General features: G+C 52.5%; 16 protein-coding genes. 5 read left to right on the top strand and 11 right to left on the bottom strand.

Annotated elements, in window-relative coordinates; genetic code table 11:
• Positions 1-42: 42 nt before the first annotated feature.
• A complete protein-coding gene (locus MKZ24_RS10700; RefSeq protein ID WP_042239323.1) occupies positions 43-708 on the bottom strand; it encodes a succinate dehydrogenase cytochrome b558 subunit in 666 nt (221 codons plus the stop codon).
• A 454-nt stretch (positions 709-1,162) separates the two neighbouring features.
• Here MKZ24_RS10700 and MKZ24_RS10695 point away from each other — a divergent pair, with 454 nt between their 5' ends.
• The gene (locus MKZ24_RS10695; protein ID WP_039306940.1) at positions 1,163-2,062 is read left to right on the top strand and encodes a LysR family transcriptional regulator; all 900 of its coding nucleotides are present in this window, start codon (positions 1,163-1,165) and stop codon (positions 2,060-2,062) included.
• A gap of 81 nt (positions 2,063-2,143) precedes the next feature.
• Here the strand turns inward: MKZ24_RS10695 and MKZ24_RS10690 are convergent, their stop codons facing one another.
• The 4 genes from MKZ24_RS10690 to MKZ24_RS10675 all read right to left on the bottom strand — a co-directional run bounded on the left by MKZ24_RS10690 (position 2,144) and on the right by MKZ24_RS10675 (position 8,240).
• Positions 2,144-3,799 carry an ABC transporter substrate-binding protein gene (locus MKZ24_RS10690; protein WP_042239325.1) on the bottom strand — a complete coding sequence of 552 codons (1,656 nt, stop codon included), beginning with the start codon at positions 3,797-3,799 and terminating at the stop codon, positions 2,144-2,146.
• 61 nt (positions 3,800-3,860) lie between these two features.
• Entirely contained in the window at positions 3,861-4,760 is a 900-nt protein-coding gene (locus MKZ24_RS10685) for a carbohydrate ABC transporter permease (protein WP_340782775.1), read from the bottom strand.
• A 14-nt stretch (positions 4,761-4,774) separates the two neighbouring features.
• Entirely contained in the window at positions 4,775-5,731 is a 957-nt protein-coding gene (locus MKZ24_RS10680) for an ABC transporter permease (protein WP_042239326.1), read from the bottom strand.
• A gap of 241 nt (positions 5,732-5,972) precedes the next feature.
• Entirely contained in the window at positions 5,973-8,240 is a 2,268-nt protein-coding gene (locus MKZ24_RS10675) for a helix-turn-helix domain-containing protein (protein ID WP_042239330.1), read from the bottom strand.
• Positions 8,241-8,614: 374 nt separating this feature from the next.
• Here MKZ24_RS10675 and MKZ24_RS10670 point away from each other — a divergent pair, with 374 nt between their 5' ends.
• From MKZ24_RS10670 to MKZ24_RS10660, 3 genes are read left to right on the top strand one after another with little or no spacing between them, the layout of a single operon-like run.
• Positions 8,615-8,986, top strand: coding sequence for a GntR family transcriptional regulator (locus MKZ24_RS10670; protein ID WP_156123362.1), 372 nt, complete (start codon positions 8,615-8,617; stop codon positions 8,984-8,986).
• Positions 8,983-9,924: an ABC transporter ATP-binding protein gene (locus tag MKZ24_RS10665; RefSeq protein ID WP_340782768.1), complete on the top strand. Its 942-nt coding sequence runs from the start codon at positions 8,983-8,985 to the stop codon at positions 9,922-9,924. Before MKZ24_RS10670 ends, MKZ24_RS10665 begins: the two co-directional genes overlap by 4 nt.
• Positions 9,921-10,613 carry a hypothetical protein gene (locus MKZ24_RS10660; protein ID WP_042239338.1) on the top strand — a complete coding sequence of 231 codons (693 nt, stop codon included), beginning with the start codon at positions 9,921-9,923 and terminating at the stop codon, positions 10,611-10,613. Before MKZ24_RS10665 ends, MKZ24_RS10660 begins: the two co-directional genes overlap by 4 nt.
• A gap of 94 nt (positions 10,614-10,707) precedes the next feature.
• On the opposite strand, the gene MKZ24_RS10655 is transcribed toward MKZ24_RS10660, so the two are convergent.
• Both MKZ24_RS10655 and MKZ24_RS10650 read right to left on the bottom strand, forming a co-directional pair.
• A complete protein-coding gene (locus tag MKZ24_RS10655) occupies positions 10,708-11,376 on the bottom strand; it encodes a potassium channel family protein (RefSeq protein WP_042239349.1) in 669 nt (222 codons plus the stop codon).
• A 14-nt stretch (positions 11,377-11,390) separates the two neighbouring features.
• A complete protein-coding gene (locus MKZ24_RS10650; RefSeq protein WP_042239351.1) occupies positions 11,391-12,758 on the bottom strand; it encodes a TrkH family potassium uptake protein in 1,368 nt (455 codons plus the stop codon).
• 286 nt (positions 12,759-13,044) lie between these two features.
• On the opposite strand from MKZ24_RS10650, the gene MKZ24_RS10645 reads away from it, so the two are divergent.
• Positions 13,045-14,751 carry a CPBP family intramembrane glutamic endopeptidase gene (locus MKZ24_RS10645; protein ID WP_042239353.1) on the top strand — a complete coding sequence of 569 codons (1,707 nt, stop codon included), beginning with the start codon at positions 13,045-13,047 and terminating at the stop codon, positions 14,749-14,751.
• A 114-nt stretch (positions 14,752-14,865) separates the two neighbouring features.
• Here MKZ24_RS10645 and MKZ24_RS10640 read toward each other — a convergent pair whose 3' ends face one another.
• The 4 genes from MKZ24_RS10640 to MKZ24_RS10625 form a co-directional block, all read right to left on the bottom strand.
• Positions 14,866-16,626 carry a sensor histidine kinase gene (locus MKZ24_RS10640; protein ID WP_042239355.1) on the bottom strand — a complete coding sequence of 587 codons (1,761 nt, stop codon included), beginning with the start codon at positions 16,624-16,626 and terminating at the stop codon, positions 14,866-14,868.
• Between the two features lie 6 nt (positions 16,627-16,632).
• Positions 16,633-18,189 (bottom strand): response regulator, encoded by a 1,557-nt coding sequence (locus MKZ24_RS10635; RefSeq protein WP_042239356.1) that lies wholly within the window; start codon positions 18,187-18,189, stop codon positions 16,633-16,635.
• 64 nt (positions 18,190-18,253) lie between these two features.
• Positions 18,254-19,984 carry an extracellular solute-binding protein gene (locus MKZ24_RS10630; RefSeq protein ID WP_340782759.1) on the bottom strand — a complete coding sequence of 577 codons (1,731 nt, stop codon included), beginning with the start codon at positions 19,982-19,984 and terminating at the stop codon, positions 18,254-18,256.
• A 143-nt stretch (positions 19,985-20,127) separates the two neighbouring features.
• Positions 20,128-24,696, bottom strand: coding sequence for a galactose-binding domain-containing protein (locus MKZ24_RS10625; protein ID WP_042239358.1), 4,569 nt, complete (start codon positions 24,694-24,696; stop codon positions 20,128-20,130).
• Between the last annotated feature and the right edge of the window lie 449 nt (positions 24,697-25,145).

The raw sequence follows: 25,145 nt of genomic DNA, 5'->3' as shown, positions 1-25,145 counted from the left end.
GATTGTTCCCTCCTAAATTACGCTTAAGTTGCTCCTGTATTCCTAAATAACGCTGCTGAGCGACTGCATCGCGGTGGCTGCGGTTTGAAATTCATCGTCACGGAACGTCACCAGTGACAGTACGAACATGAAGGTAACCAGTACGAATACACCGAGACAGAGGATAGAGGACACCCGCTGTGAACGCGGCCCCACAGTGATACCCCAGCTGATGAGGAAGGACCATAGACCATTGGAGAAATGGAAGCAGGCTGCTACGATACCGATGATGTAGAAGGTCATCAGCAGCGGCTGGGTTACAATGTTATGCATAACTCCGCCCAGCTCATCATGCTCTACATTGCCAAGCGCCACCTGGACACGGGTATCGTACAGATGCCAGACAATGAAGATGAAGGTGACGATTCCGCTGATACGTTGCAGCGTATAACGCCAGTTTCTTTCCAGATTGTAGCGGTTCAGGTTCGGCTTCGACTGATAAGCGATGTACAGACCGTACACTCCATGGTACAGCAGCGGCAGCCAGATGCCGAACAATTCCAGGAAGAAGACCAGCGGCAGGCTGTTCAGCCAGAGCACACTGTCTGTGAAACCGGAAGCGCCACCCTCTACTGCTGCGAAGTTCGTCAGCATGTGCTCAAGGAAAAAGGCCCCAAGCGGGATAACGCCGAGCAAGGAATGAATCTTTCTGGAATAAAATCCTCTCATAAAGTGTCCCCTTTCCAATTAAAACAGCGTTTTCACAAGTGTCTTTTTAAAGAGCATACACCGCCGGGAGTACAGTTGAAACAGGGCAGCGGCAGGCTGCAGCAAGCAGCAAAATGTCTATTTGCACCACTTTTCATTGTTTTCCCGGACTTTGCTTTATTATTCACAATATGTGAATATCTTGTGTCACTTTTCATGTTACTCTTTTTTCGCTTATAAGGGAATTGCAATCTAATTATTAATCGTTATACAATAAACGCATAAGAATATTTTTAATATGATAATAATTCTCATTTAGACTGCGTATTCACTTCAGATTCAGCCGAATTCTCATATAAATCAACGATCTCCCGGCTCCCGGCTATGCTTTTTATCACTCATTCATTGGAATTCTTAACCAGCAATTACCTAATACAATCCGCTGTTTACAGATTGGGACAAAGGAGTGCTTGTAATGTACGATGATTTAGACGCTTTTGCTGCAGTTGTGGAGCATTCCAGCCTGAACCGGGCCTCCCGCCAGCTCAACCTGTCCCAGCCAGCCCTATCCCGCAAAATATCCAAGCTGGAGGAACGGCTCGGGGTCGCCCTGTTTCACCGTTTCGGCAAGCGGCTGGAGCTTACGGAGGTAGGACGGCTTACTTATACCTATGCGCTGGAGCAGCGGCAGCAGCGCTCCAAGTTTCTGGAAGCGTTGTCCAAGTTCAAGGAAGGCGAACCGCAGCTCGTCACGCTGGGAGCCAGCCTGACCACACTGCAAACCACGCTGCCTCCGCTGGTGAATGCCTACATGGAGAAATACCCGGCGGCTGAGCTGAAGCTGATCACCGGGAAGACGCATGAGATGGTTACCGCAGTCAGCGAGGGCAAATGCGATGTCGGCATCATCGCCTCCCAGGTTCAGGAGCCGGGGCTGCGCTGTATCCCGCTGTTCGAGGACCAGCTCCGGCTGGTCGTTGCCGAGCACCATCCGCTGGCCCAGTCTCCGCGGCTCACGATGGAGCATCTCTCCCGGCTGCCGATGATTCTCTTCTCCAAGGGCACCTGGTACCGCCGGACGACTGATGATCTGTTCCAGCGCTGCGGCGTTGATCCCGATGTGCGGATGGAGATCGACTCCTTCGAAGCGATTGTCCGGCTGCTGCCGACCATCAAGGCCGCTGCGCTGCTGCCGAAGTCTTACCTCCGCCCGGAGCTGCTGAACGGCGGGGGACTTGTCTCCCTGCACATCAAGGAGCTCGAACAGACGCAGCGGACCACTTGCCTGATCTACCAGGGCAGCGGCGGACTTAGCACTGCAGCACGCTGCCTCGTGCAGGTGACTGAAGAAGTATTCCTGTCCGGACGCGAATAACAGAAATCACCCGGCAAGCTTCCATATTGCTACGGATTAGCTTGCCGGGTGAATGTGTTACAGAGATTTTATGACATAGAATTAGCGGAACTTACCTGCATCAATGGCAGCTTGCTTCTCATCGAGAACTTCCTGGTAGCCTGCTTCAAGGTAAGTCTTCTTGGCTGCTTCATAGGTGGCGTCGAATTCAGCTTCCGGGGAGAGCACGACCTTCACGTACAGCTCCTGGAACAGCGTGTTCAGGTCCGCCTTATACTCGTTTACCTTTTCAAGCACTACATTGAACAGCGCATCCGGCGTGCGGAATTCCGCAACCTCGTCGTAATATTTCACTAAATCATCAGCAAGCGTCTCGTACCCGGCTGGCGCCCAGTTACGCAGGTTAGCCGTACGGGTTTTGGCCGCATCAGGATACTGTGCAATTTCAGTCACAAGGCCCCAGTAGTCCTTGTTATTGTTCTGTGCCAGGACAGATTCGCCTTTGAAATCAGGATTCTTCAGAGCGATGCCATCTGCGTCAAGTGTGTAGTTCTCCCCTTCGATACCGTTCTGGAACTTGAACAGGTTCTCCGGCTGGCTCAGCCATTCGAGATACATCCATACCGCAGCACGTTCCTCAGGTGTCGATTCATAGTTAATTCCCATGATGAAGCCGAACGGCCAGTAAGCGCGTCCTTGAGGCTTGTTACCTTCCGGAACACCTGCGTAAGGAGGCACTACGGCAAATTCAGCTTCCGGGTTGTTCTGCAGGGTAGCTGCAAATACATCCGTATTGTTTGCCAGGTAGAACGCGAAGTTCCCTGTTTTGCCGGAAACAAATTCAGCTTTGACTTTAGGCTCGTCGTTACGCAGATAGAATTCCTTATCAAGCAGACCGTTATTATACTGATAGTTCAGGTTTCGTAGGTAAGCCTCTGTATCAGCCGTGGTAAGGTCAGCTACGCTAAGGTCGGAATACAGCGCACGATATTTCGCGTCAACCGGCCATTCACGGAAAGCATAGTTAAAGTTGTAGAAGTTCTGCAGCAGGTTGCCGCCGGTCACACCGAGTCCGGCCTCTTTCCATTTCGCCAGCATCTCGTTGTACTTCTCCAGCGAAGTCAAATCCTCAACCTTCATGCCAACCTTTTCAACCCAGTCCTTGCGGATAATGTTGACGAAGTTGTCGGCTTCAGGGCGGGCAGCGAAGAAGAAGGTTTTCTGATCATCCACTGTACCATACTGCTCAATAGTAGGACCCATGTTTTTCCAATACGTTGGTGCGTAATTTTCGATTTCAGCATGGTCCAGCGGCTGCATAACATCCTCACCATAATAAGTAAGCGCTTGCGGCATATCGTAATGGAAGATGATATCAGGGGCTTTATGCGATGCCAGCAGCTGCTCGTAATCTGTTACCTCTTTGGCGCGGGTAATCGGCACGTAATTGACTTCGATATTGTACTTGTCGCCAAATTCCGCTTGTACCCAGCGGGTATAATAGTTATCGGACACATTCCAGCCCTCATACGCCCGTTCGTAGACCGGAATATCCAGCGAGACCTTCTTCTCGAAGCCCTTGGAGTAATCAGGGAAGCTGCCTTCAGTCTGGTTCGTGGCTGCTGCTGATTCTGCCGGGGCTGTGGTAGGATCAGTGTTTGCATTTTTAGCGTTGTTATTTCCCCCGGAGCATCCGGCCAGCATGCCAGCCGTCATGACTGATGCCATCATTAACGAATACATTTTTCTTTTATTCATCAAAATTCCCCCATTCTAATTTTCGGATTCAAATAGAATTACTATATACTGGAGCCCCAGATTACTCCTTGACCGCTCCGAGCATAACACCTTGAACGAAGTATTTCTGGACGAACGGATACACACAGAGAATAGGCAGAGTAGCAAATACTACAACGGATGCCTTAAGGACCTCCGGATTACTAAGCTGGACCTGGGTGGCTTCCAGCTGGAAGCTTTCACTCGCCTGGATAACCAGATAATAGAGCTTGAGCTGCAGCGGCCGCAGGGAGATCTCATGCTTAATATAGAACAGGGCATCCTGGTAAGCATTCCAGCGGCCGACTGCGTAGAAGAGCGCCAGTGTCGCCATAATCGGCTTGGACAGCGGCAGGACAATGCTGAACAGGATCCGGAAATGCCCGGCACCGTCGATCCGCGCTGATTCTTCCAGACTTACCGGTATACCGTGTGTTAGCGAAGTCTTCATAATCAGCAGATTGAAGGCACTGAACGACAAGGGCAGAACCAGTGACCAGATCGTATCCATCAGTCCCAGATTGTTAATGTTCATATAGTCTGGGATGATGCCTCCACTGAAGTACATCGTGAACAGGAAGATGAAGGTGATGACCCGGCGGCCCTTGAACTGGGCTCTCGACAGCGGGTAAGCGGCGCAGATGGTCAGAATCATCCCCAGAATGGTGAACAGTACAGTCACGATAACCGTGATATACAGTGAACGGAGGATACTGGCATCCGCGAAGATTTTACGGTACGCTTCGATGGTGAAGCCCTGCGGCCACAGAAAGACCTTATTGGCAATGACAAAGGAGTCAGAGCTCAGGGATTTCGATACGACATGAATAAACGGCAGCAGGCATATGAGCGAGACTACGATGATTGCGAAGCGGATCAGAAATTCCCAGGTATCTATACGTGCTTTATGGGGTGCGGCAGAGCCCCCGGCTGTTGCTTTCATGGTTCCTCTCCTTTCTACAATATTCCATCCTCGCCAAGTTTCTTGGCTACACGGTCCGCGGAGATGACCAGAATAATACCGATAACGGACTGGAATAATCCGATGGCTGTCGCCCGGCTGAAGTTGCCGCTCTCGATCCCCCAGCGGTATACCAGCACCGGAATGGTCGTTGTGAACTCTGTGGTGGCTTTATTCTGCAGAGCGTAAATACGCTCGAAGGAGCCGTCCATCACTTTCCCCAGAGCCATGATCAGCAAGGTCACAATAGTCGCACGGATGGAAGGCAGCGTGATATTCCACACTTTTCTCCAGCGTCCTGCTCCATCGACCGTAGCCGCTTCATACATCTCAGGGTTAATCCCGCTCATCGCCGCCAGGTAGATAATGGTACCCCAGCCCATACTCTGCCACACGCCGATGGCCAGATAGCTGATCAGCCAGTTATTGTCCTCCTGCAGGAACGGAATACGGGTACCGCCCATGAGTTCAATCAGATTGTTGACCACACCGCCTCCCTCACTGAGAAGCTGGTAAGCGATAGCCCCGATAATGACCCAGGACAGGAAGTGAGGCAAGTACAGTATCGTCTGATTAATGCGCTTGAAGCGTATGCTTTTGACCTCATTCAGCAGCAGCGCCAGTACAATCGGCATCGTGAAGCTGAAGCAGAGATCAAGCACATTGAGCAGCAGCGTATTCCGGACGGCCTTAATGAAATCAGCCTTGGCGAAAAGCTCCTGGAAAACCTCCATTCCGGCCCAGTCACTGCCCCAGAAGCCCCGAGCAATTTTGTAATCCTTAAAAGCGATTACAAGTCCGGTCATCGGCAAATATTTGAATACGATTACAAATGCCAGCGGAAGCATAACGAGCAGGTAGAGCTGCCAGTCACGCTGCAAATAATATCCGAATCCCTGTTTCTTTTTTAGTAAAGGACTGTGATTTGTTTGTGAAGCGCTCGCAACTTTCAAAATTGTCACCTCCTGCCTCCAATGTTCTTCTTGCCGGCCAATGTCCTCCGGCTCGATTTCTATGCTAGCCCCTTTGCCTGATATTGAAAATCATGAGTATTGATGATCACCATCAAATTTGATTGAAGTGCGCTCTCAAAGGCCTCTGCAGCATTATAATGATCAAATATGATAGGCATTCCCAAAATTAAAGCGCTTTCAAGAAGTAAAGAAAGCAGCCCCTCCGGCCAGGAAAAGGCTCCTAGGAGCTCTTACTCTTGGCCGATTTGTAGCTGCTTGGCGGCATGCCTTCATATTTACGGAAAAAGCGGTTGAAGCTCTGAACATTATAATAGCCAACCTCTGCTGCGATTTGCTTGATTGAGCATTCTGTATCGAGCAGCAGCTCTTTGGCCTTCTCGATCCGCAGCTGATTCACAAAATCAATCATGCTATTGCCGGTTTGCTCATAGACGATCTTGCGCATATAAGAATAGCTGATGCCGATTTCCTTGGCCATATCCTCGAACACAATCTCTTCACGGAAATTTTTCTTCAAATAATGAATGATTCGTTCCGCATGATTGGTTTCACACGTGCTGCGGTCCAGGCTCTGTACGATTTCAGTGAAGAAACCATGCAGATATTCCTCCAGCTCATCCAGTGTATCCATTGCAGCAAGAATGGAGTACACATTCCCTCTGCCCATAACCATCCGGCCTGTGCTGATATGATTCTCGCGGAGGTGCTTGATCGTTGCCCCCATCAGCTGATAGTAGATGAACATAATATTATCGTAGGAAATATTCTCTTCCGAAGCGATCTGGCTGCGGATGCTCTGAAGCTCTTTGAATATCCCCGCCAGATCACCGGCATCCAGGAAGTTGAGAATCCTCCGCTCACTGCTCTCGGAATCGAGATATTTGCGGCTGCCCTCCTCTTCATCGTGCCAGTACATAATGCTTCCCGCCCCGTTGATCATCCGGTGTTTGATGACTTCCATCGCTTCAAACAGCCGCAGGGCAACCCTCTCGGGTGCATCAGCCAAATCACTTACCCCGATCGTGACTGAATGCTCCAGCATTTCGAGGGATTGATCCCGGATCTGCTCCAGCGCCTGACGGAGCAGCTCCTCCTTCTCCCCGGACTCATCTGGAGCAAAGTTCAGCACAATCACTATACAGCCATCGTTATGATATACACTGCGGGCGAGTATCCCCTCCGGGAAGAAGCTCTCATACTTCGCATTGAGCAGATACCGGTGATAGCTGCGTGTCTCCACATTGGTATTGCCTACATACCGCCGGTACTGGTCGATAGACACCACAACAACTCTGTAGCATACTTCCGGAAAAGCCTCCGTGATCCGAGGCGGAATCTCACCCCGCAAAAGACGGTGAACAGCAAGACTCCGGGTATCCTGCTCACGCTCCTGCAGCAGCTGGAACAGGCTTTCCTCTTCCTCCTGCATGCGTTTGAACGCCATATTCAGGAAGGCCAGCTCATTCTTATTGACCACACCCAGGTCGCTCTTCGAGCGGATCGTCCGTACCAGCTGCCGGAGGGGCCTGGACAGCCAGGTTGCAAGAAAGATGGCAAGCAGCGTCCCGAGCAATATGATAGCTCCGGTAAGCAGAATGATATTCCCCTTCATATCCCGTGATCTGATCATCAGCTCATCCATGGAGCTCCAGCTTACATTCCACCATCCGGACAATGCCGAGCGGCTCCAGGCGTACACCATCCGCTTGCCGTCCAGTTCGCGGAAAGTGTAGCCTTCACTAGCTCCCTGGTTCAGTATTTCCTGAAGGAAAGGCAGCTTTAGGCCGTCGGAGAGCAGCAGGGACTGGTCATTGAAGGAAATGACTTTGCCGTCCGAGTCCAGCAGCAGATAGTTGCTGTCTCCGCTCTCTGTTGCATGCAGATATTTGCCGATCTGGCTCTCTTTCAGGTTGACTACGATAATTCCGCGGGTTGTGGATGACAGACGATTGAGGGGATACACATACGATACAACATTTTCTCCCGACTCCAGCTTACGGGGAACCCAAACCCCGCTGATACCTCTGCGTCCTTCAAGCGCTTCATTGATCCAATCGATGGACTCGTACCGTTCCAGCGTCGTGATGCTGTTGTCAGTAGAGAACACATAATCCGAATCATTCAGATAAAAGTACGAAGAGTACACACCGTCTACCCGGCGGTTCAAGTTCAGCAGTTCTTTCGTTACGGAGAGTGCCAGGCTCACGTTGTTGTAATTTGCGTTAATTTCATCGTAGGTCTCAAAGCTGCGGATACGGTCAAAAATATTCGTCGCCGCCAGACGCGACGTGTCCTGAGCCAGATTGGCAAGCGCGTTCTCATTTAACTTGCGGCTCGCATTCAGCCCGGCAAGCGTGGATTCTCCAATGGCTACCTCTGAGTTCTGTATAATCTGTGACCCGCTGTACCATGTCAGAATCGCTGTCGGAATTGCCATGATGCAGAATAGAATCAGTGCCAGCTGCAGGATCATCGGTGTTTTTTTCATATTTGTATCCCCCTAAGGATGTCTCTATATGTAGCTGCCTTGAAATTATCTTATGTCCATATCTCAGCTGGCCGTATCGATATGTTACCGCTTACATTTAAATTTTCCAACCCCCTGATACAATTATTCTGTGCCTCGCGGCAAATCTCTCCGTCCGGATCACTTCAATGTTTTTAGTTTAACATTTCAAATTACTTTTTACATATGTGCATAGGAAATTTTTTCAAACAATTTCGAAATATTAGCAAGCCACCTGCCACTTATTCCTTAGCCGAAGCCCATTTCCGTCTTTGCAGGGGATTGTCACTTGACACCGGACCGATTTCCAACTAAGGTTAGTTACATAAGTAATTAACCAGTTAGGTGGTGAAGCGGTGGGTATCCAGATGGATGACAACCGGCCGATTTTCGTGCAGATTGCGGAGCTGATTGAGAATGACATTATCGATGGAACCGTGCCTGAGGAGACACAGGTGCCTTCCACAAACCAGTTCGCAGCCTTTTACAGCATCAATCCAGCAACGGCGGCCAAAGGTGTGAATCTGCTCGTAGAGCAGGGAATCTTGTATAAAAAGCGGGGGATCGGAATGTTTGTTGCAGCGGGAGCACGCTCCGAGTTGACGAATAAGCGCAAACAGCAGTTCTATGAGCAATATGTGGTGGCAATGATCCGTGAGGCCGCGAAGCTGGGCATTACTACGGAGCAATTGTCTGAAATGATCCGTAAGGGGGATGAGAACCGATGACGGGTACGGAGAAGAAGCATGAAGCAGCGGTAATTCCATCCGGCGCAAAGCTCGATTTGAGCCATGTGAGCAAGATTTTCCGCGGAGGCCAGGGCGTACATGATATCTCGCTGAGCCTGGAGCCGGGGATGATTCATGGACTGATCGGAGCCAACGGCAGCGGCAAAAGCACCCTGCTCTCCCTCATTGCCGGCCAGAGGTTCGCAGACAGCGGACTGGTCACGTATGGCGGCGTTCACGTGAATGAGCATGCAGCGGCACTAAGTCAGATCTGTCTGGTCAAGACCTATGAACGCTCCTGGGAGAACTACTCCTTGAAGGAAATCTTCAAGTTCGCCTCGATCTTCTACCCCTATTGGGATGAGCCGCTGGCCAGAGAGCTGATGGACAAATTCCAGCTTAAAGGCAGCAAGAATTACCAGCAGCTGTCACGCGGTGGCCAATCCATGGCAGGGATCATTAAGGGGCTGGCCAGCCGTGCTCCGCTGACGCTGCTGGATGAACCGGTAATCGGCCTGGATGCCTCGATGCGCGAAATCTTTTACCGGACCCTGCTTGAGGATTACAGCAATTATCCACGCACCTTTGTAATGACTACACACCTGATCGAAGAAGCGGAGAACCTGTTTGAACGGATGGTTTATCTCAAAAGAGGTCGTATCGCCTTCCAAGGTCCTGTAGAGGATTTTGCCGCCAACGCCGTCTATGCTTCCGGGCCCGCTACCGTGCTGGAGAAGCTGCTGGGGGATGTCCGCGTACTGCACAGTGAACGCCTGGGAGGCAAGCTGCTGCTTGCGCTTGAGAATCTCTCCGGCCCCGCCGAACACAGAATGCTCCAGGATCAGGGCATTGAGCTGTCTCCGGTTCCGCTGCAGAAGCTGTTCGTATATCTGACGCTGCGCGATGCAGAGAATTCGCAAGGAGGCGGAAACCGATGAGCTACCGTAGTTTAATGATGTTTCACCTGAAGGATTACCGCAGAGGCGCCTTGATTCTGCTGAGTATATTCATTTGTGTGGACACCGCCCTGGTACTGATGATGAAGTTTCTGCCCGCCTGGGATATGGGAACGGCGGACAATATCTTCAGCGTGAACCGGAATATTATGTCTATCTTCATGATCGTCAGCATGATCGTTACAGTGGCTATTACCTTTCCGCTGATGAGCAGCTTCAGTGTGACCCGCCGCAATTTCTACGTCAGCTCGCTGTTTGCCCTGCTGGCCTTCTGCATAACGGCTGCGCTGGCGGAGACTGCCGTGTATCTGATCGGCCGGGCTGTTCTTCCTTCGATTGGACTCCCGGTTGATGTGGACCGGCCGCTCCTGCTCTCCGCGTACATGTTCATGCTGACGCTGCTCGATGTCTCGGTAGCCACCTTCCTGATCGGCGCCTGTTTTTACAGATTCAGAGTAATCATTGGAACCCTCCTGGCCATCGTGTATTTCGGATCTGTCGCCCTCATTTCCCAAATGTTCCCCTCTATGGAGTACATGGAGAACTTCGCATTATTCTCGACAGATCCCGCAATGTTCGAGCCTGGAACCACTCTCCTCCTGTGGGGGATCATCGCCCTATGCGCGGGGGCTGGGTGGATGGTATACCGCCGGACTGACATCCGGATGTAGCCGTCTTTCTGAAGAGCAAAAAACGCCCGGCTGCACGTCAGCCTGGCGTTTTTTTGCATTCTTTTATAGAGATACGCAGACTGGAATTCTGCACCTAATCCGCATTCACCGCTTCATCCTCGAACTCCCCGATGCTGTCATTGGAGCCGATCACCACCATGATATCCCCCTGATGCACATAGTCGTGTGCGGTCGGGGCAACGATAATGCCGTCCTCGCGGTTCAGGGCAATAATGCTGCAGCCGTATTTGCCCCGTGTGTTCAGCTCTGCGAGGCTTTTGCCGTCCATGCAGGCAGGCACCGTCAGCTCAACGATCTTGTAGTCCTTGGAGATCTCAATATAGTCCAGTAAGTTTGGTGTCACCAGCTGGTGGGCCACACGGATTCCCATATCACGCTCCGGAAAAATCACCCGGTCCACGCCCAGCTTCGACAATGCGCGTCCATGCAGAATCGAGATGGCTTTGCCGACCACCTGCTTGACGCCGAGCTCCTTGAGCAGAATTGCAGCCAGAATGCTCCGCTCCATATTATCCCCGATCGCCACAACTCCGCAGTCGAAATTACGCACCCCGAGGGAGCGCATAATCCCTTCATCCGTAGCATCCGCCATCACCGCATGGGTCAGCTTGCCGGTCATCTCCTCCACCCGCTCCTCCTGGTGGTCAATCCCAAGCACCTCATAGCCCATGGACATCAGCTCAAGCGCCAGACTTGAACCGAAGCGGCCCAGGCCGATTACAACAAATTGCTGTGCTTTCATGTCTCGATTTCCCCTTATCCAATTATCATTTTGCCTTCCGGATACTTATACAAAGGTTTACCCTGTTTTGGCCCTAGTGCATAGGCCAGCGTCAGGAGTCCAAGCCGTCCGGCGAACATGGTCAGGCAGATCAGGATTTTGCCGACCTGAGTAAGCTCCGGCGTCAGTCCCAGACTCAGCCCCACGGTGGCAAACGCCGAGGTTGTCTCGAATAGAATCATCAGAAAAGCGCGGTCCTCCGTGGTGGAGAGCACCATCGAGACCGCAACGATCAGCAGCAGGGCCAGCAGCGTAATGGTCAGCGCCTTGAACACACGCTCCTGGGCCAGCCGGTAACGGAATAGTACGATATCCTCCCGCCCGCGCAGCATAGAGATTACAGCTCCGACCATCAGCGTGAAGGTCGTCGTCTTGATTCCGCCGCCGGTTGAACCTGGAGAGGCACCGATAAACATCAGAATGATAATGAAAAACTGCGTTGCCTGCCGCAGCCCCGTGATATCAAGCGTATTGGCCCCGGCCGTCCGGGGAGTGACCGATTGGAACAGGGCAGCCCACAGCTTGCCCCCGAAATTCAGCGGCCCAAGAGTGCGGGTATTGGTGAACTCGAAGATGAAGATGACGACCATCCCCGTAAAAATAAGTCCCCCGGTCATCGACAGCACCACCTTGCTGTGCAAAGACAGCCTGCGCGTACGGCGGAATTCCACGAGATCCGACATGACAATGAAGCCGATACCGCCGGATACAATCAGGAATATCGTTGCAAGATTTACCGCAGGATCAGCTACATATCCGGTCAAGCTGCGATAGCCGCCAAAAAGATCAAACCCGGCATTATTAAACAATGATACTGCATGAAACAGACCATAATATAGCGCACGGCTCAGCGGCATATCAACGGCCCAGCGGATGGTCAGCACGGCTGCTCCGGCAGCTTCAATCACCAGGGAATATACCAGCACCTTGCGGATCAGCCGCACGATTCCCTCCATCGAGCTCTGATTCATAGCCTCCTGAAGAATCAGCCGGTCGCGCAGCGAGATTCTGCGTTTCAGCAGCAGCGCAAACAGAGTGGCCATGGTCATGAAGCCCAGTCCGCCAATTTGAATGAGTACAAGAATGACAGCTTGTCCGAATCCGGTGAAATAGGTTCCCGTATCCACAACGACCAGTCCGGTCACACAGGCTGCAGAGGTAGCCGTAAACAGCGCGTCGATGAAGCCCAGTGGATGCCCGGTTACACTGGACAACGGGAGCATAAGGAGCAGGGTACCTATGCTAATCATAGCAGCAAACCCAATCACCAGAATTTGCGGCGGAGAGAGCTTCAGAAATTTGAATCCTTTAATCTTTGAGAATGGTGAAGCCAAACCTCTCATCCTTTCACAGTATCCATATTAGCTATTACGAATTCATCAATATCAAATAAACATACAAAATTATATACGTTATTGCCTGACTTCACAAAGATTCATTTTCGATACAAGCAGAAGCGGCTTGTGAAGCATATAAATCCTTCTCTTTCTTATAATACGCTTTGAAAATAAACAAGCATAAGTCTGGACCTCTCCACGTAAAACGATAATACGGCATTTTTTTGTAACTGCCCGGCAAGTAATACTATAATGGAAATTACAAGAGTACTTCATTTCAAGGAGGCGTTTCATGAATTCCGTCGGCCAGCCCCTACAGCAGCGGCCCCTCACCACCAAACTTATCCTTGCTGGAATTCTTGGACTTATTGTGTTTGTCATGTTCCAGGTCGCCCCCCAGCTCATCCAGGGCTCCGGTGAGGACACAGCAATGATCAGCAAAAGCGAAGTTCAAGACAAAGCCGCCGCATTCGCAGCACAGCAGCTCGGCCACGAAGCTGGGGTCAAGGATGAATGGATTGTCCTATACAAGACAGATGCCTCTTTCTACGGCTATATGTCCCGGGAGAAGCTGCTTGAGGATTACACCAAGAACAAGCTGGATCAGCGGTACCCGTATGATGTCTACCATGCGGCTCTCTATACTGCAGGGGAGGCGGATGCCCTGCTCTCGGTGGATGTCAATATGTATACAGGAGAGGTAGTGGCTTTTGCCCGGGGAGCCGATGCCGATGCTGCTGCAGGACTAGATTACGGGGAAGTGCCTGCAAAAGTTGTAACTAACCCTGCTTCAACAGCAAACACTGTAAGCAGTGAAGCGGATCTTCCCCTTGAGCGAAAAGAGAATCTGGCCCGCCCATGGCTGCAGTTATGGGGAGCAAACCCCGCCAAGCTGCAGATAGAAGCTAACAGTGCTGAATACGGGCTTGTCTATACGGAGAGCTCGGTGAAGGTCGGAGAATCTACGTTGCACTATAACTTCAACTTCTCCGGCGGAGAGGTCTCCTATTTCCGTGCCGGATTCTCTGCTCCCGCCTGGCATGATGCTTACGTAGACGAACAGACCTCTCTGGCCAACAAGCTCACCTTATTCGGCTATGGTCTGCCTACATTGCTTCTGGGGATTCTGGCGCTGATCTACAGCATTCTACGCCGGGAACATACCTCTTGGAGGCGCGGGATCTTCCTGAGCTCCGCCCACTTCCTGATTATGATGGTCAGCAGCTACAATGTACTTCCTGAATCAGGTGGAGACAGTGCCACAGCGCGTATCACTGCCGCTCTGATGTTCATCATCTTTGTTCTCTACAGCCTGCTGATGTCATCGCTGCTCTACTTCTCACTGGTCGGAGGCGATGGGCTGTGGCGCAAGGAGGGTCTTAATCCCTGGCCCCGCGCCAAAGAGCCCGGTTACGGCCAGTATGTACTGGACAGCATCCGTGCCGGCTATGTATGGGCATTCATCCTGCTCGGCGTGCAGACGTTCATGTTCATCATTCTGTCTTTCGCCTTGGATAACTGGTCCACCACGGATGCCAGCCAGTCTCCCTACAATATGAAATACGCCTGGCTGCTGCCGATTGTCGCCTGGCTTGCCGGTCTCTCTGAAGAGGCTGTGTACCGGTTGTTCGGTATCCGGATGCTCAAGAAGCTCGTGAAGAATACCTTCATCGCTGCACTGATCACTACGCTGATCTGGGCGCTCGGACATACACTCTACCCGATCTATCCGGTCAGCTCACGGCCGATTGAGCTTACGGTAATAGGTTTGCTGTTCAGCTATATCTTCCTGCGCTATGGCTTCATCGCCGTGATGTTCAGCCATGTGGTGTTTGACAGCATCCTGATGGGGGCTACGCTGATCTTCATGCAGGATAAGGTGAACATCGGCGCCGGTATTGTCACGATCATCCTGCCGTTCATCGTCGGCTACATCGTGTACCGCTTCAACCCTCCGCGCAATACGGAGCAGGCAGAGCCGGTCCAGCCTCTGACTTAGACTTAGACGGAACCCGTTGATCCGCCCTGCATATCCTAATGGGGCTGTCCCAAAGCCATGAAATGGCTGCTTGGGACAGCCCCTTCTGCTCATAATCCGGTAGGCACACCGTTTCTAGGCCTCGTCCTGCACAGATTGATACGGGCGGCAGGGAAACCGGAGCCGGATCAATGTCCCTTCACCAAGCGAGCTGTGAATGGCTACGCCATACTGCTTGCCGTACTGCAGCTGAATCCGCTGATCCACATTGCGGATGCCATAGCCGATTCCTTGGCCCGCAGGCTCCAGAATCTGCCCGATTAGCTCTTCCTTCATCCCGAGCCCGTTATCCTCCACCTCGAAGATCATATCCGCACCTTCCCGGTAAGCCCGGATGATCAGCGAAATCTCATCATCGTACCAGGCATGCTCCAGCGCATTCTCCACAAACGGCTGCAGAATAAACTTCACGCTCTCGCTCTCCAGAACCTCCGGTGCAATATCATAAGCCACCTGGATACGGTCCACATTCTTAATCCGCTGAATATCCAGATAAGACTCGGCAATCTGCAGTTCCTGCTCCACGGGAATAATCATCTCCCCGCGGTGCAGCGTCAGCCGGTAGAACCTGGCCAGCGAACGGATGACCTCATGCAGCTTATCGATCTCCCCCAGCTTGGCCATCCGGCTGATCGAAGAGAAGGTGTTATACAGGAAATGCGGATTCATCTGGGAATGCAGTACCTGCAGCTCGGTCTCTTTCTTCTCCAGGTTGACGACATAGACCTCGTCGATTAACCGCTGTATAGTTGAAGCCATGTCGTTAAAAGCACTGCCGATTTCCGCAAACTCATCATTGCCCTGCACCGGCATCCGCTTGTGGAAATCCCCTTCCTTAAAAGACTTCAGGGAAGCGATCAGCTTCTGGAAGCTCCGTGCAAAATACTGGGACATCACCAGACTGATCAGAAAGAGCAGGATCAGAGTGATCAGACAGATGCCGATGGTCACATTTCGGACCTGCTGTGAATTCTTCTGCAGTGAAGAATAGGGAATCCAAGCCACCACGCTGGCGGGCATATTCGTAACGGGCTGTCTAATTTGCATATAGGATTCCGGCTGCTGAATATAGCCTGAAGCGGCTGAGGGCAGCAAATCCGGTTTAACCTTGTTGCGGGAGCTTATGAAGAGCAGACGGTTGTCATTATCCACGATGAACAGGATGCTGTCCTCGCCCAGCTGCCCGGAGCCGGCATCAGAGAAGATATACTTCATATTCGCCGTCATCTTGATCAGGCCGTTCAGCTGCAGTGTATCGTAATTGATCAGGGGACGCAGGTAGGAGATGCTCGCGTCCATCCTGTCATTGCCCACCTGCCGCCATTCATAGGAGCCGTAATGCAGCTTTAGCCCTCTATACCAGTCTTCATTCTTAATACGGTCCATGTGAAATAGAGAGTACTTACGGACATCGCCCGCTGCACTCTCGTTGTAATAGAATTCTCCGACATTAGGGTTGCTGACATATACGGACAGCTTGACCTCCGGGTCCGGCAGATTCGCAGCATTCTCCAGCCTGGGAAGAATATACTGCGACATGATGCTATATTTCTCCCAGCCGGAATGATAACCTGTCAAATAACGCGAGAGGGTCTGATCCGCGTACAGCTCGTCGGTGCTGCGGACAACATCCTTCAGCCGGTAATCGACGTTGCTGGCAATTTGCCTGACAGCCACCTCCAGATTGCTTCTGGTGTGCTCCTCAGTGGAACGCACGGAGGAGACATAGGCGTAGCTTCCGATGCCGATAACCGGTGTCAGCACCAGCAGCAGATAGGAAATAAGCAGCTTGTAGGCCAAGGGCATGTATACGGGTTTCGCACGCTTCTTCTGCATGCCGGATCAGCTCTGCTTTCTGTAATCGGCTGCGGTAATATTGAAATATTCACGAAATTGCCTGCTGAAATAAGCAATATTCTTGTAGCCCACCTTATCAGCCACTTCGTAGATTTTGTATTGATGCTGATCAAGCAGGAGAATCGCTTTCTCCATCCGAATCCGCACAAGGTACTCATTGAAGCTCTCGCCGGTGTGCTCCTTGAACAGGACCCCGAGATGGTTCGGTGAATAGGCGAAATGGCTGGCCACCAGCCGTAAGGTAAGATTCTCCGTCAGCCGCTCCTGAATATAGACCTCAATTTGCTCCATCAGCCGGCGGTTCTTATGCTGCTTCTTCATGAACAGGATCTCGGAAATCTGGAACAGCGTATACCGCAGCCAGCGCTTAATATCATCCACCGTCTCCAGATGATGAATGGCGTCCATTTGCTCCAGACTCTCATAGGTTTCGTTCAGCGTCCCCAGATAGGCTTCAAGCCGGGTGACAATATGAATGGAGAAATGATAGACCTTCACCGGATGCTCAAACAGGGCCGCCATCGCGAACAGCTCATCGATGCAGTCGCAAATATCAGCCAGCCTGTAGCCTGCCATAGCCCCGAACATTCCCTCCAGCACAACGCTCAGCTCTTTAATATCCTGGGTCATTCCCGGCTTGTTCATTACGGGGGGAATCACTCTGTTCTTGCCGAGGAACATTTTGCCGTTCATATATGCCTTGGCCTGGGAAAAAGATGAGGTCAGCGCCTCCAGAGCACACACCTCAGCTCCATAACTCACAGTAATAGTGTAAGCAGTGTGCCCGCGAACCTTCAGCACCAGCTGCTGAAGCCACTCCTCCAGCTCCAGACGCTGCCCGGTATACACGAAACCAAGCTGCGAACGGTTCAGCCGGCACCATTTCCCGGCACCGGCGGATTCGATCTCTGTCCCAATATATTGGAACAGCCTGTCCAGACCGGCATAGACCTCCTCCGGATGCTCCTGCACCCGCCGGAGGACATCATCTGCCTCAATCAGCACCGCGGAGGCGCTGGAGAAGGCCAGATCCAGCGGATACCGGGCCAGAAAGGCCCCCAGTGTCGCACCGTCAATACTGCCCTCCAGCAAGTGCTGCAGCACATCATTTTTGATGAAATCAAAGGACGCCATCACGCCGCCGTCTTCCGGACCTTTGCTCCGCTCAAGATTCAGTTCAGCCGTCGCAGTGCGCAGCACGCCGATGAGCTCCTCATCATCAACCGGTTTCAGAATATAGGCATGCGCCTTTAAATCAAGCGCCTGCTTCGCATAGTGAAATTCCTGGTATCCGCTGATGAACACGATCTTCAGCACCGGATTCAGCTCCAGCGCCAGGCGGGACAGCTCCATGCCGGAAACCACGGGCATCCTGATGTCCGTAATCAGCAGGTCAATCTCATGATTCTCGATATATTGAAGAGCGGCAAGCGGATTGCTCTCGCTGCAGACCACTTCAATGCCAAGCTCACTCCAGGGAATCAGGCAGCGCAGACCCTCCAAGTCATAATTTTCATCGTCCACCAAGACGGCTCTGTACATCGCAATCAGCACTCCTTCATGCGGAAAAGAGGGTACGTATCGTATCCCTCTTCTTTCCAAACGTTTAGTATTCCGGGGAATAGGCCTTGATCTTCTTAAGATTGTTCCGCCATACACCGGTTTTCCAGGCGAGCAGCCTGTCATACCCCAAACCCGCTGCTTCCCTGTCTGCTTCCTCCATCAGCTGCCTGACCTCTTCCCCGCTTGCCGCAAAAATCATCCGGGGGATTACCTGCGCATACTGATCTTTCAGTCTTTGCAGAATAATCCCCTCTTCGGAGGCAGGCGCCGGATCGAGATTGGAGAATTCGGTGATGTTCATCGCCGTCCTGAACGTTACATTCGCTTGCCCGAGTGTTGTCCAGTCCCGGGCCTCCGCAGGCAGCAGCTTCTCGCGTCTGGCTTTGGCTGAATCAATATATGAGGTATTACCGTACCAGTTGAATTCTCCAATCTTCAGATCATCGTACTGCTTCAAATCACGGCCAATATAGGAATTATTTGGAACAGGAACTCCATCCTCCACTTTATCATAAAACATACCCTGCGGCCCGAAGAAAATAATGCGCTGTCCCTCCGGGCTCGTCGCCCAGTTCATATAGGAGAAAATGGCTTCCGGATCTCTGGCACCGGTTGTAATCACATTGACATTCCAGCCCAGTGTATTGTATCCGGAAGGGTACACCTTATCTGGATCAACGCCTGTCCGGTGCACCGGCCAGATGATATCGTATCCGTCTTGCGGATCTTTGGCCGAGAGCTGATTATCCGCCTCACGGCCGATCCCTTCCACGATGGCGTCATACGCGCCGAATACAGCGATCCGGCCGGTTTTGAGCTTCTCCAGTACCTGATCCCGGGTTTCGGTTAATAGATCCGGAGACGTCAGCCCTTGACGGACGAGCCGGTTAGCCAGCAGCAGCGTCTCCAGGAATGCCGGATCCCGGTACACAGAAGTCAATCGGAACCCGGTGGGCACGCCGAAGATTTGTCCTGAACCTGGAGAGATGAAGCTTGGTGTCCGGTTATCCCCCGCACCGCTGTACAGCATGCCGATCATCTGTATATCCGCTCCGTCCCGGGTCTCCCCGAAGTCAATCGGGACGAGTTCAGGATACTTTTGCTGCACCCGCTTCAGATAAGCCTCCAGATCATCCCATGTCTCCAGCTTAGGAGAGCCAAGCGCCCGGTAGATCTTCTTCTCAACCAGGAAACCGGCGTTACCGCTGCCGTTGCTGCCGTTAATATACCAGTTCGGAATCTGGTACAGCTTGCCGTCTTCACTGCGCAGCATGTTCAATGTATCCTCGCCTATGGTCTGGACAAATTCAGGATATTCCGTCAGATAAGGGTCGAGTGCCACCAGCTTGCCTGCTTTTTGCAGCCGCTCCACTTCCTTGCCCCGGTCCATGACCAGCACATCGGGAAGCTGATCCGAGACAATCATCGCGTTCAGCTTCTGGGCGGCAGCCCCGCTGGATTGTACCGGAGTGAGCGTAACCTTCAGATTATCGGTGATCCACCGGCTATGCGGCCTGCCCTCCCAGGTCGGCGCCGTATACCAGTCATAGTTCACAAATACGGTGAACTGGACCGGCTTCACCTTGGCAGCCAATGCTGAAAGGGCGGTAGCCGGATGAAGTGCAAGCAGCGTATTGCCGGGATCACCGGAACTGCCGGAATTGCTGCGATTAGCGTTATCAGCATTACCAGTCCTGTCAATAGAATTGGCGTTACCAGTGCTACCGTTTGAGCAGGCAGCAAGACCACCCAGAACCAGCATGACTAACAGCAATTGCAGCAATTTGCCTCCTTTCACCCCATTGCAGGCAGGCCGGTTCTGCCCCTCCTGCAAGAACCGCAATAACATTGACCTATGCATAATCCTCACCATTTCTTTACGTTGATGCCTCTATTCTATCGCCAATGCCGCCCTGATTAATAGACCGACATTTCCCATAAAGAATAGCCGTACTGTGTGCCCCGCTCCGTACCGTTCACCTTCACATACCGCGCGCTGACCGGGGTGAAGCTGATATCGTCCAGTTCCCCGTCCCCGGTTGTCGCCGAATAGGCCGTTGTCCAGTCCGTGCCATCTGCCGAAGTCTCAATGGTATAGGATTTGGCATACGCTCCCTCCCAGTTCAGCAGGACGCGGCTGACCGTCTGAGCAGAGCCGAGGTCGACCTGAATCCACTGCGGATCACTGAAGGCCGATTCCCAGCGGGTGCCAAGGTCCCCGTCCACTGCACCTGCTGCCGGCTGTTTCGGATTCTCCGAAGCGGTAACTGCCTTATTCAAGGCGAGATTCACGGATGGTGTTCCACCGGTAATTACCTGCTGCACGGAAGCATCCGCATAGCCTGCTGCCGTTACAATAATTGTGTAAGTCTTCGCAGCAGGGAACAGTGCGGTGTTCAGCGTAATTTTACCGGCTGTCACAGTATAATCCGCTGCCGCCGCTGTAGTTCCATCCACCTTCACCGCGCTGATTGCGCCCCTCCAGGCTGCATTATCCGTGAATGTCAGCTCAACCGGCTGGCCGGCTGCATTCTGCGTTGTATCCGCTGCAAGGGCAGGAGGAGCAAGCGGCGTCACGGTGCCGCCGCTGCCGTACACCTCCAGTTCCCACAAGGAGTACCCGTACTGTGTGCCGCGTTCCGTGCCGTTCACCTTTACATAACGCGCGCTGACCGGCGCGAAGCTGACATCATCGATGGCCCCATCTCCGGTTGTCGTAGAGTAGGCTGGTGCCCAGTTCGCACCATCTGCTGAAGTCTCGATCGTATACGACTTGGCATACGCTCCCTCCCAGTTCAGCAGGATACGACTGACCGTCTGATTAGAACCGAGGTCGACCTGAATCCACTGCGGATCGCTGAAGGCCGATTCCCAGCGGGTACCCGGATCTCCGTCCACTGCACCCGCAGCAGGCTGTTTCGGATTCTCCGAGGCGGTAACCGCCTTGTTCAGGGCCAGGTTCGCGGAGGTTGCTCCGCCAGTGACCACTTGCTGCACTGAAGCATCGTTATAGCCCGTTGCCGAAACTGTAATCGTGTAGGTCTTCGCCGCAGGGAACAGCGCGGTATTCAGCATGATTGTACCGGCTGCCACGGTATAATTCGCTGCCGCCGCTGAGGTTCCATCCACCTTCACCGCACTGGCCGCGCTTCTCCAGGCCGCATTATCCGTGAATGTCAGCTCAATCGGCTGGCCAGCTGCATTCTGCGTTGTATCCGCTATCAGGGCAGGCGGAGTAAGCAGCGTCCCCGAATTCACCTTCGTCGGGTCAACCTTCACCAGCTTCTTGGCTTCAACTACAGCTGAGCCCGTAATTCCTCCTGCATTGCGGAATGTAACGGTAATTGCCGCATTCGTCGGATTCCAGACCAGTGCACTATATGCCGATCCTTTCTTATACACAGTTGCACTATACCCGTTCGCTGCCCAAATGTCTTTGGTGCGTGATCCAAGAGTTGCCATGTTATGCACGAACCAGTACGTATTGAACAATTCATTCTGCTGCGGAAGTGCCGGATTCCATTTATTCAGAACAGCTTGCGGATCGCTCAGCGCTTGAATCGGCCAGACGATATGGTACCAGTCCGTTTCCGGACCGCTGTTATCGGCTACGAAGCCGCTGTATAATCCGGCAGCCTTAGCTGTGTCGAACCCGTAGCTGGTTAAATATTCAGCCGTTGGCAGCCAGTGAATACCATAGACATACACCGGATTGCCGTTGAAAAAGGTTCCGAAGAAGTTCGAGCTTCCGTAAATCTGCCCGACAGATTTATGCGTATAGCCCGGCAGCCAGTTATCCTGGTCGTAGTTGAACCAGTACTGCTGCACTGCTCTAAGCTCCGTCGTGAAGCCCATAATGGACGCATCCCGGAACGCTGTGTTGCCGGTCAGTGTGCTCCACATATACTGGCCTACCCAGCCGAACAGGGATTCCCCTGCAGCTTCCTGGTTATTGCCGCTGTCATTGTCGGCATAACCGCCAGCCCATGAATGTCCTTCATACGGGTCGAAGTTGCGGAAGTACGGATATTTCGGATCGGTCTTCGAGGGATTGGCATAGTCACGGATCAGCTCATCAACCATCCCGCTGAATTTGTTTCTGAAGTCAGTATCGTAGGTGGCCAGTACAGCGGAAGCAAAGACATAATAGCCATACGTGAAATGATGGTCCGTTATACCGGAGTTCGCGCCGAACTCGCTGTTCTTATAGATCAGGGTTCCCCAGTCGGAGTTGTAATCGAAATAGTAGTTAGCTTCTCCTGAAGTGTACGTGTACCAGTCTGTAAGTACCGTCTTCATCCGGGAGAGGAACAGATTCTTATAGCTCTCGCTGCCGATTTGATCGGCGATCAGCACACCCATTGCCAGCGGATGCAGCTTCTTGCCCTGCCAGTAAGCATCGGCTTGCATCAGATTGGTGGCGGTGTCCGTATCCAGCAGCGCCAGATAATTAAGCAGATCCTGACGGGAGTAGCCGGAATCACCCGGCTCGGTGAACTGCGGTACAATGCCGTAGAATTTATCGGCAGTGGCAAAGGAATTACCCTCCGTAACCTTCATCGTTCCGCGTATGGACGGGAAGGAGACAGCAGTCAGCGGCGTAGTAGTAACCTTCCACTGGTGGGGAAGCTGCGCCATCAGCGCCACATTCGGAAAGCCTGAACGCTTGAGTTCTGTAGTCGCATTGAAGGTGGTAGTGACATCCGAAGTGGTCTCATTGAAGGTATAAGCCACCTTCGTATCCGTCACGAATGCATATCCGTGCTGGTAGAAGTAATTCAGATTTGCGGGTGCCGGAAGAGCCGATAAGCTCAGGTAGTTCTGGCCTCCGCCCAGCTGGATTTTGAGCTTGGCGCCGACTTTCTTGAAGGTTGTACCGGCCGGTGCATACAGCCCATAGTTTCTGGTAACCATTACGGGCGTTGGGGCGCCATTGGAATTCGTGACCGCAATGCCGATATGGTCTGCAGTAACCGTGGCACCGTCAGCCGCCAGAATCGCATTATTGCTGTCATCGAAGAAGCGGGCCGTTGCCGGCAGGTACAGTTCAGGACTGGCCGGATCGCTGAATTGTGAATAGAGATAAGGCGAGCCTTTGACGAAGGTCGTCTTCATCTTCTCAGCAGTACCATCGCTTAATACGGCAGTTGCGGACCAATCACCGTAAGCGGTTATCCGGTTCGACATCCCTGAAGTATTAATATTACTGGCCATCAGGAACAGATCCGGGCTGCCTGCGGCTTCCTGCGCCTTGCCATCGGCGCTTAAGTAGCCTGCGCCCGGGTTCAGAACGCTTAGTCCCTGCTTGGTATATTTCGATTTGAGCGGAAGGGTAATAATGCCGTTGCCGAGCTGATTGATCATGATCGACTGCCACCAGTCGTTGGAAGGCAGCGGCGCAGTCAGTGCATCCGATTTATACAGCGGATATTTGGGCTGGGGAACCGAGAGGTCATTCGCGGCATAGCTGCCTTGACCTACGGCCACTGTTGTCAGCGCCGGCAGTGCCGGAATGTTATAGACCGGCTTGGGGTCGCCTGTCACATAATCATACGCCTGGAATTCAAAGATCGAGTAACCGAAGGAGGTCGCTCTGCTGATGCCGTTCATCCGCAGATAGCGGCCGCTGGCATAGACCGGAAGGTTAAGCGTGCCTCCGTCGCCGTGAAGCTCCCGGTAGATTGTAGTCCATGAACTGCCGTTATTTGAAACCTGGATATCATAGGTCCGTCCGGCGGCAGCCTCCCAATTGATGATGACCCGGCCAAGTGTCCGTACGCTGCCAAGGTCTACGCTAAGCCATTCATTATCGGTGGCGTTAGAGGACCAGCGTGTAGCCAAGTTTCCGTCCACTGCCAGTGCCGGCAATGTGGAGCCAGCAGGGAGATAGTCAGCCACCTGATAAGACGACGCCGTCGCCGGCTTGTTCAAGGCCATATTCGGCCCCAGCACTACCGGAGGAGGATTAACGCCGCCCGTGCCGTAAACCTCGAACTCGAAGAGGGAGATGCCGTATTGCGTCAGGCTGCGCGCGGTTGCCAATACCCGCACATAACGGCCGGTGCCGCTGAGTGTGAGATCATCCACACTGCCATCTCCCGTAGTTGTGGAATAGACATCACTCCAGTTCAATTCATCCGGAGATACCTGAATTTTGTAGGACTTGGCATATGCCCCTTCCCAGCGCAGGACAACGCGGTCTACTGCGGCAGATGCCCCGAGATCAACATAAATCCAGTTCGGATCTGCCCCCCATGCACTGCTCCAGCGGGAACCCGTATTGCCGTCCACCGCCAGATCCGGGGTATTGTTGCCCTCTGTGCCCGACGCATAAGCAGGCCGGTCCTGGGAGAGCAGATAAGAGCCAGCGGCATGCGCACGGCCGGGCGGAATGACCATTACGACACTTAGCAGCATGAGTATGCTCAGAAACAAAGCGGTGCCGTTTATGCCTTTCTTGCGTTTTAACCTTTTGGAATATGTCATTACCCTTAATCCTCCTCATGTCTATTGGTATACAGCCATCCAGCCCATAAACAAAATCTTTCCCGGTGTGATCATCAGCCTCCTTTACCTGGGTTTAAGCAGTCTACATCACTACATATATAAGCGCTTTCATAGATTCAAGATAAGCGTACCTTTTACCGAAACCGGTTGCAATTATACAAATCAACGATTTTATGCAGAAAGTAAGGATTAACTTATTTTCGCAGCAAAGATATCCCGGAACCTTCATCATCTATGTACAAAATCACCCACAGTTACTCATTGTGTTCGATTCTCCACATACATCTGGCCTGATACCCCTCACAGTAGCTCATTGTATTCGGTTTTTCGCCTACATTTGGCCTGATGACCCTCACAGTAGCTCATTGCGGTGCGACCCCCTTATCCCGGAGTCCTCCGTATAAAATCAGTACTTGTCGTAGACATGC

It is taken from the genome of Paenibacillus sp. FSL R7-0297 (genome assembly GCF_038009025.1).
Lineage (GTDB): Bacteria > Bacillota > Bacilli > Paenibacillales > Paenibacillaceae > Paenibacillus_AQ.
The sequence above is the reverse complement of the archived record's forward strand: the minus strand, read 5'-3'. Positions and strand labels throughout refer to the sequence as shown.

Coding starts and splice junctions, on each gene's coding strand:
- MKZ24_RS10700 (WP_042239323.1), bottom strand. CDS start 708: ATGAGAGGATTTTATTCCAGAAAGATTCATTCCTTGCTCGGCGTTATC.
- MKZ24_RS10695 (WP_039306940.1), top strand. CDS start 1,163: ATGTACGATGATTTAGACGCTTTTGCTGCAGTTGTGGAGCATTCCAGC.
- MKZ24_RS10690 (WP_042239325.1), bottom strand. CDS start 3,799: ATGAATAAAAGAAAAATGTATTCGTTAATGATGGCATCAGTCATGACG.
- MKZ24_RS10685 (WP_340782775.1), bottom strand. CDS start 4,760: ATGAAAGCAACAGCCGGGGGCTCTGCCGCACCCCATAAAGCACGTATA.
- MKZ24_RS10675 (WP_042239330.1), bottom strand. CDS start 8,240: ATGAAAAAAACACCGATGATCCTGCAGCTGGCACTGATTCTATTCTGC.
- MKZ24_RS10665 (WP_340782768.1), top strand. CDS start 8,983: ATGACGGGTACGGAGAAGAAGCATGAAGCAGCGGTAATTCCATCCGGC.
- MKZ24_RS10660 (WP_042239338.1), top strand. CDS start 9,921: ATGAGCTACCGTAGTTTAATGATGTTTCACCTGAAGGATTACCGCAGA.
- MKZ24_RS10655 (WP_042239349.1), bottom strand. CDS start 11,376: ATGAAAGCACAGCAATTTGTTGTAATCGGCCTGGGCCGCTTCGGTTCA.
- MKZ24_RS10650 (WP_042239351.1), bottom strand. CDS start 12,758: ATGAGAGGTTTGGCTTCACCATTCTCAAAGATTAAAGGATTCAAATTT.
- MKZ24_RS10645 (WP_042239353.1), top strand. CDS start 13,045: ATGAATTCCGTCGGCCAGCCCCTACAGCAGCGGCCCCTCACCACCAAA.
- MKZ24_RS10640 (WP_042239355.1), bottom strand. CDS start 16,626: ATGCAGAAGAAGCGTGCGAAACCCGTATACATGCCCTTGGCCTACAAG.
- MKZ24_RS10635 (WP_042239356.1), bottom strand. CDS start 18,189: ATGTACAGAGCCGTCTTGGTGGACGATGAAAATTATGACTTGGAGGGT.
- MKZ24_RS10625 (WP_042239358.1), bottom strand. CDS start 24,696: ATGACATATTCCAAAAGGTTAAAACGCAAGAAAGGCATAAACGGCACC.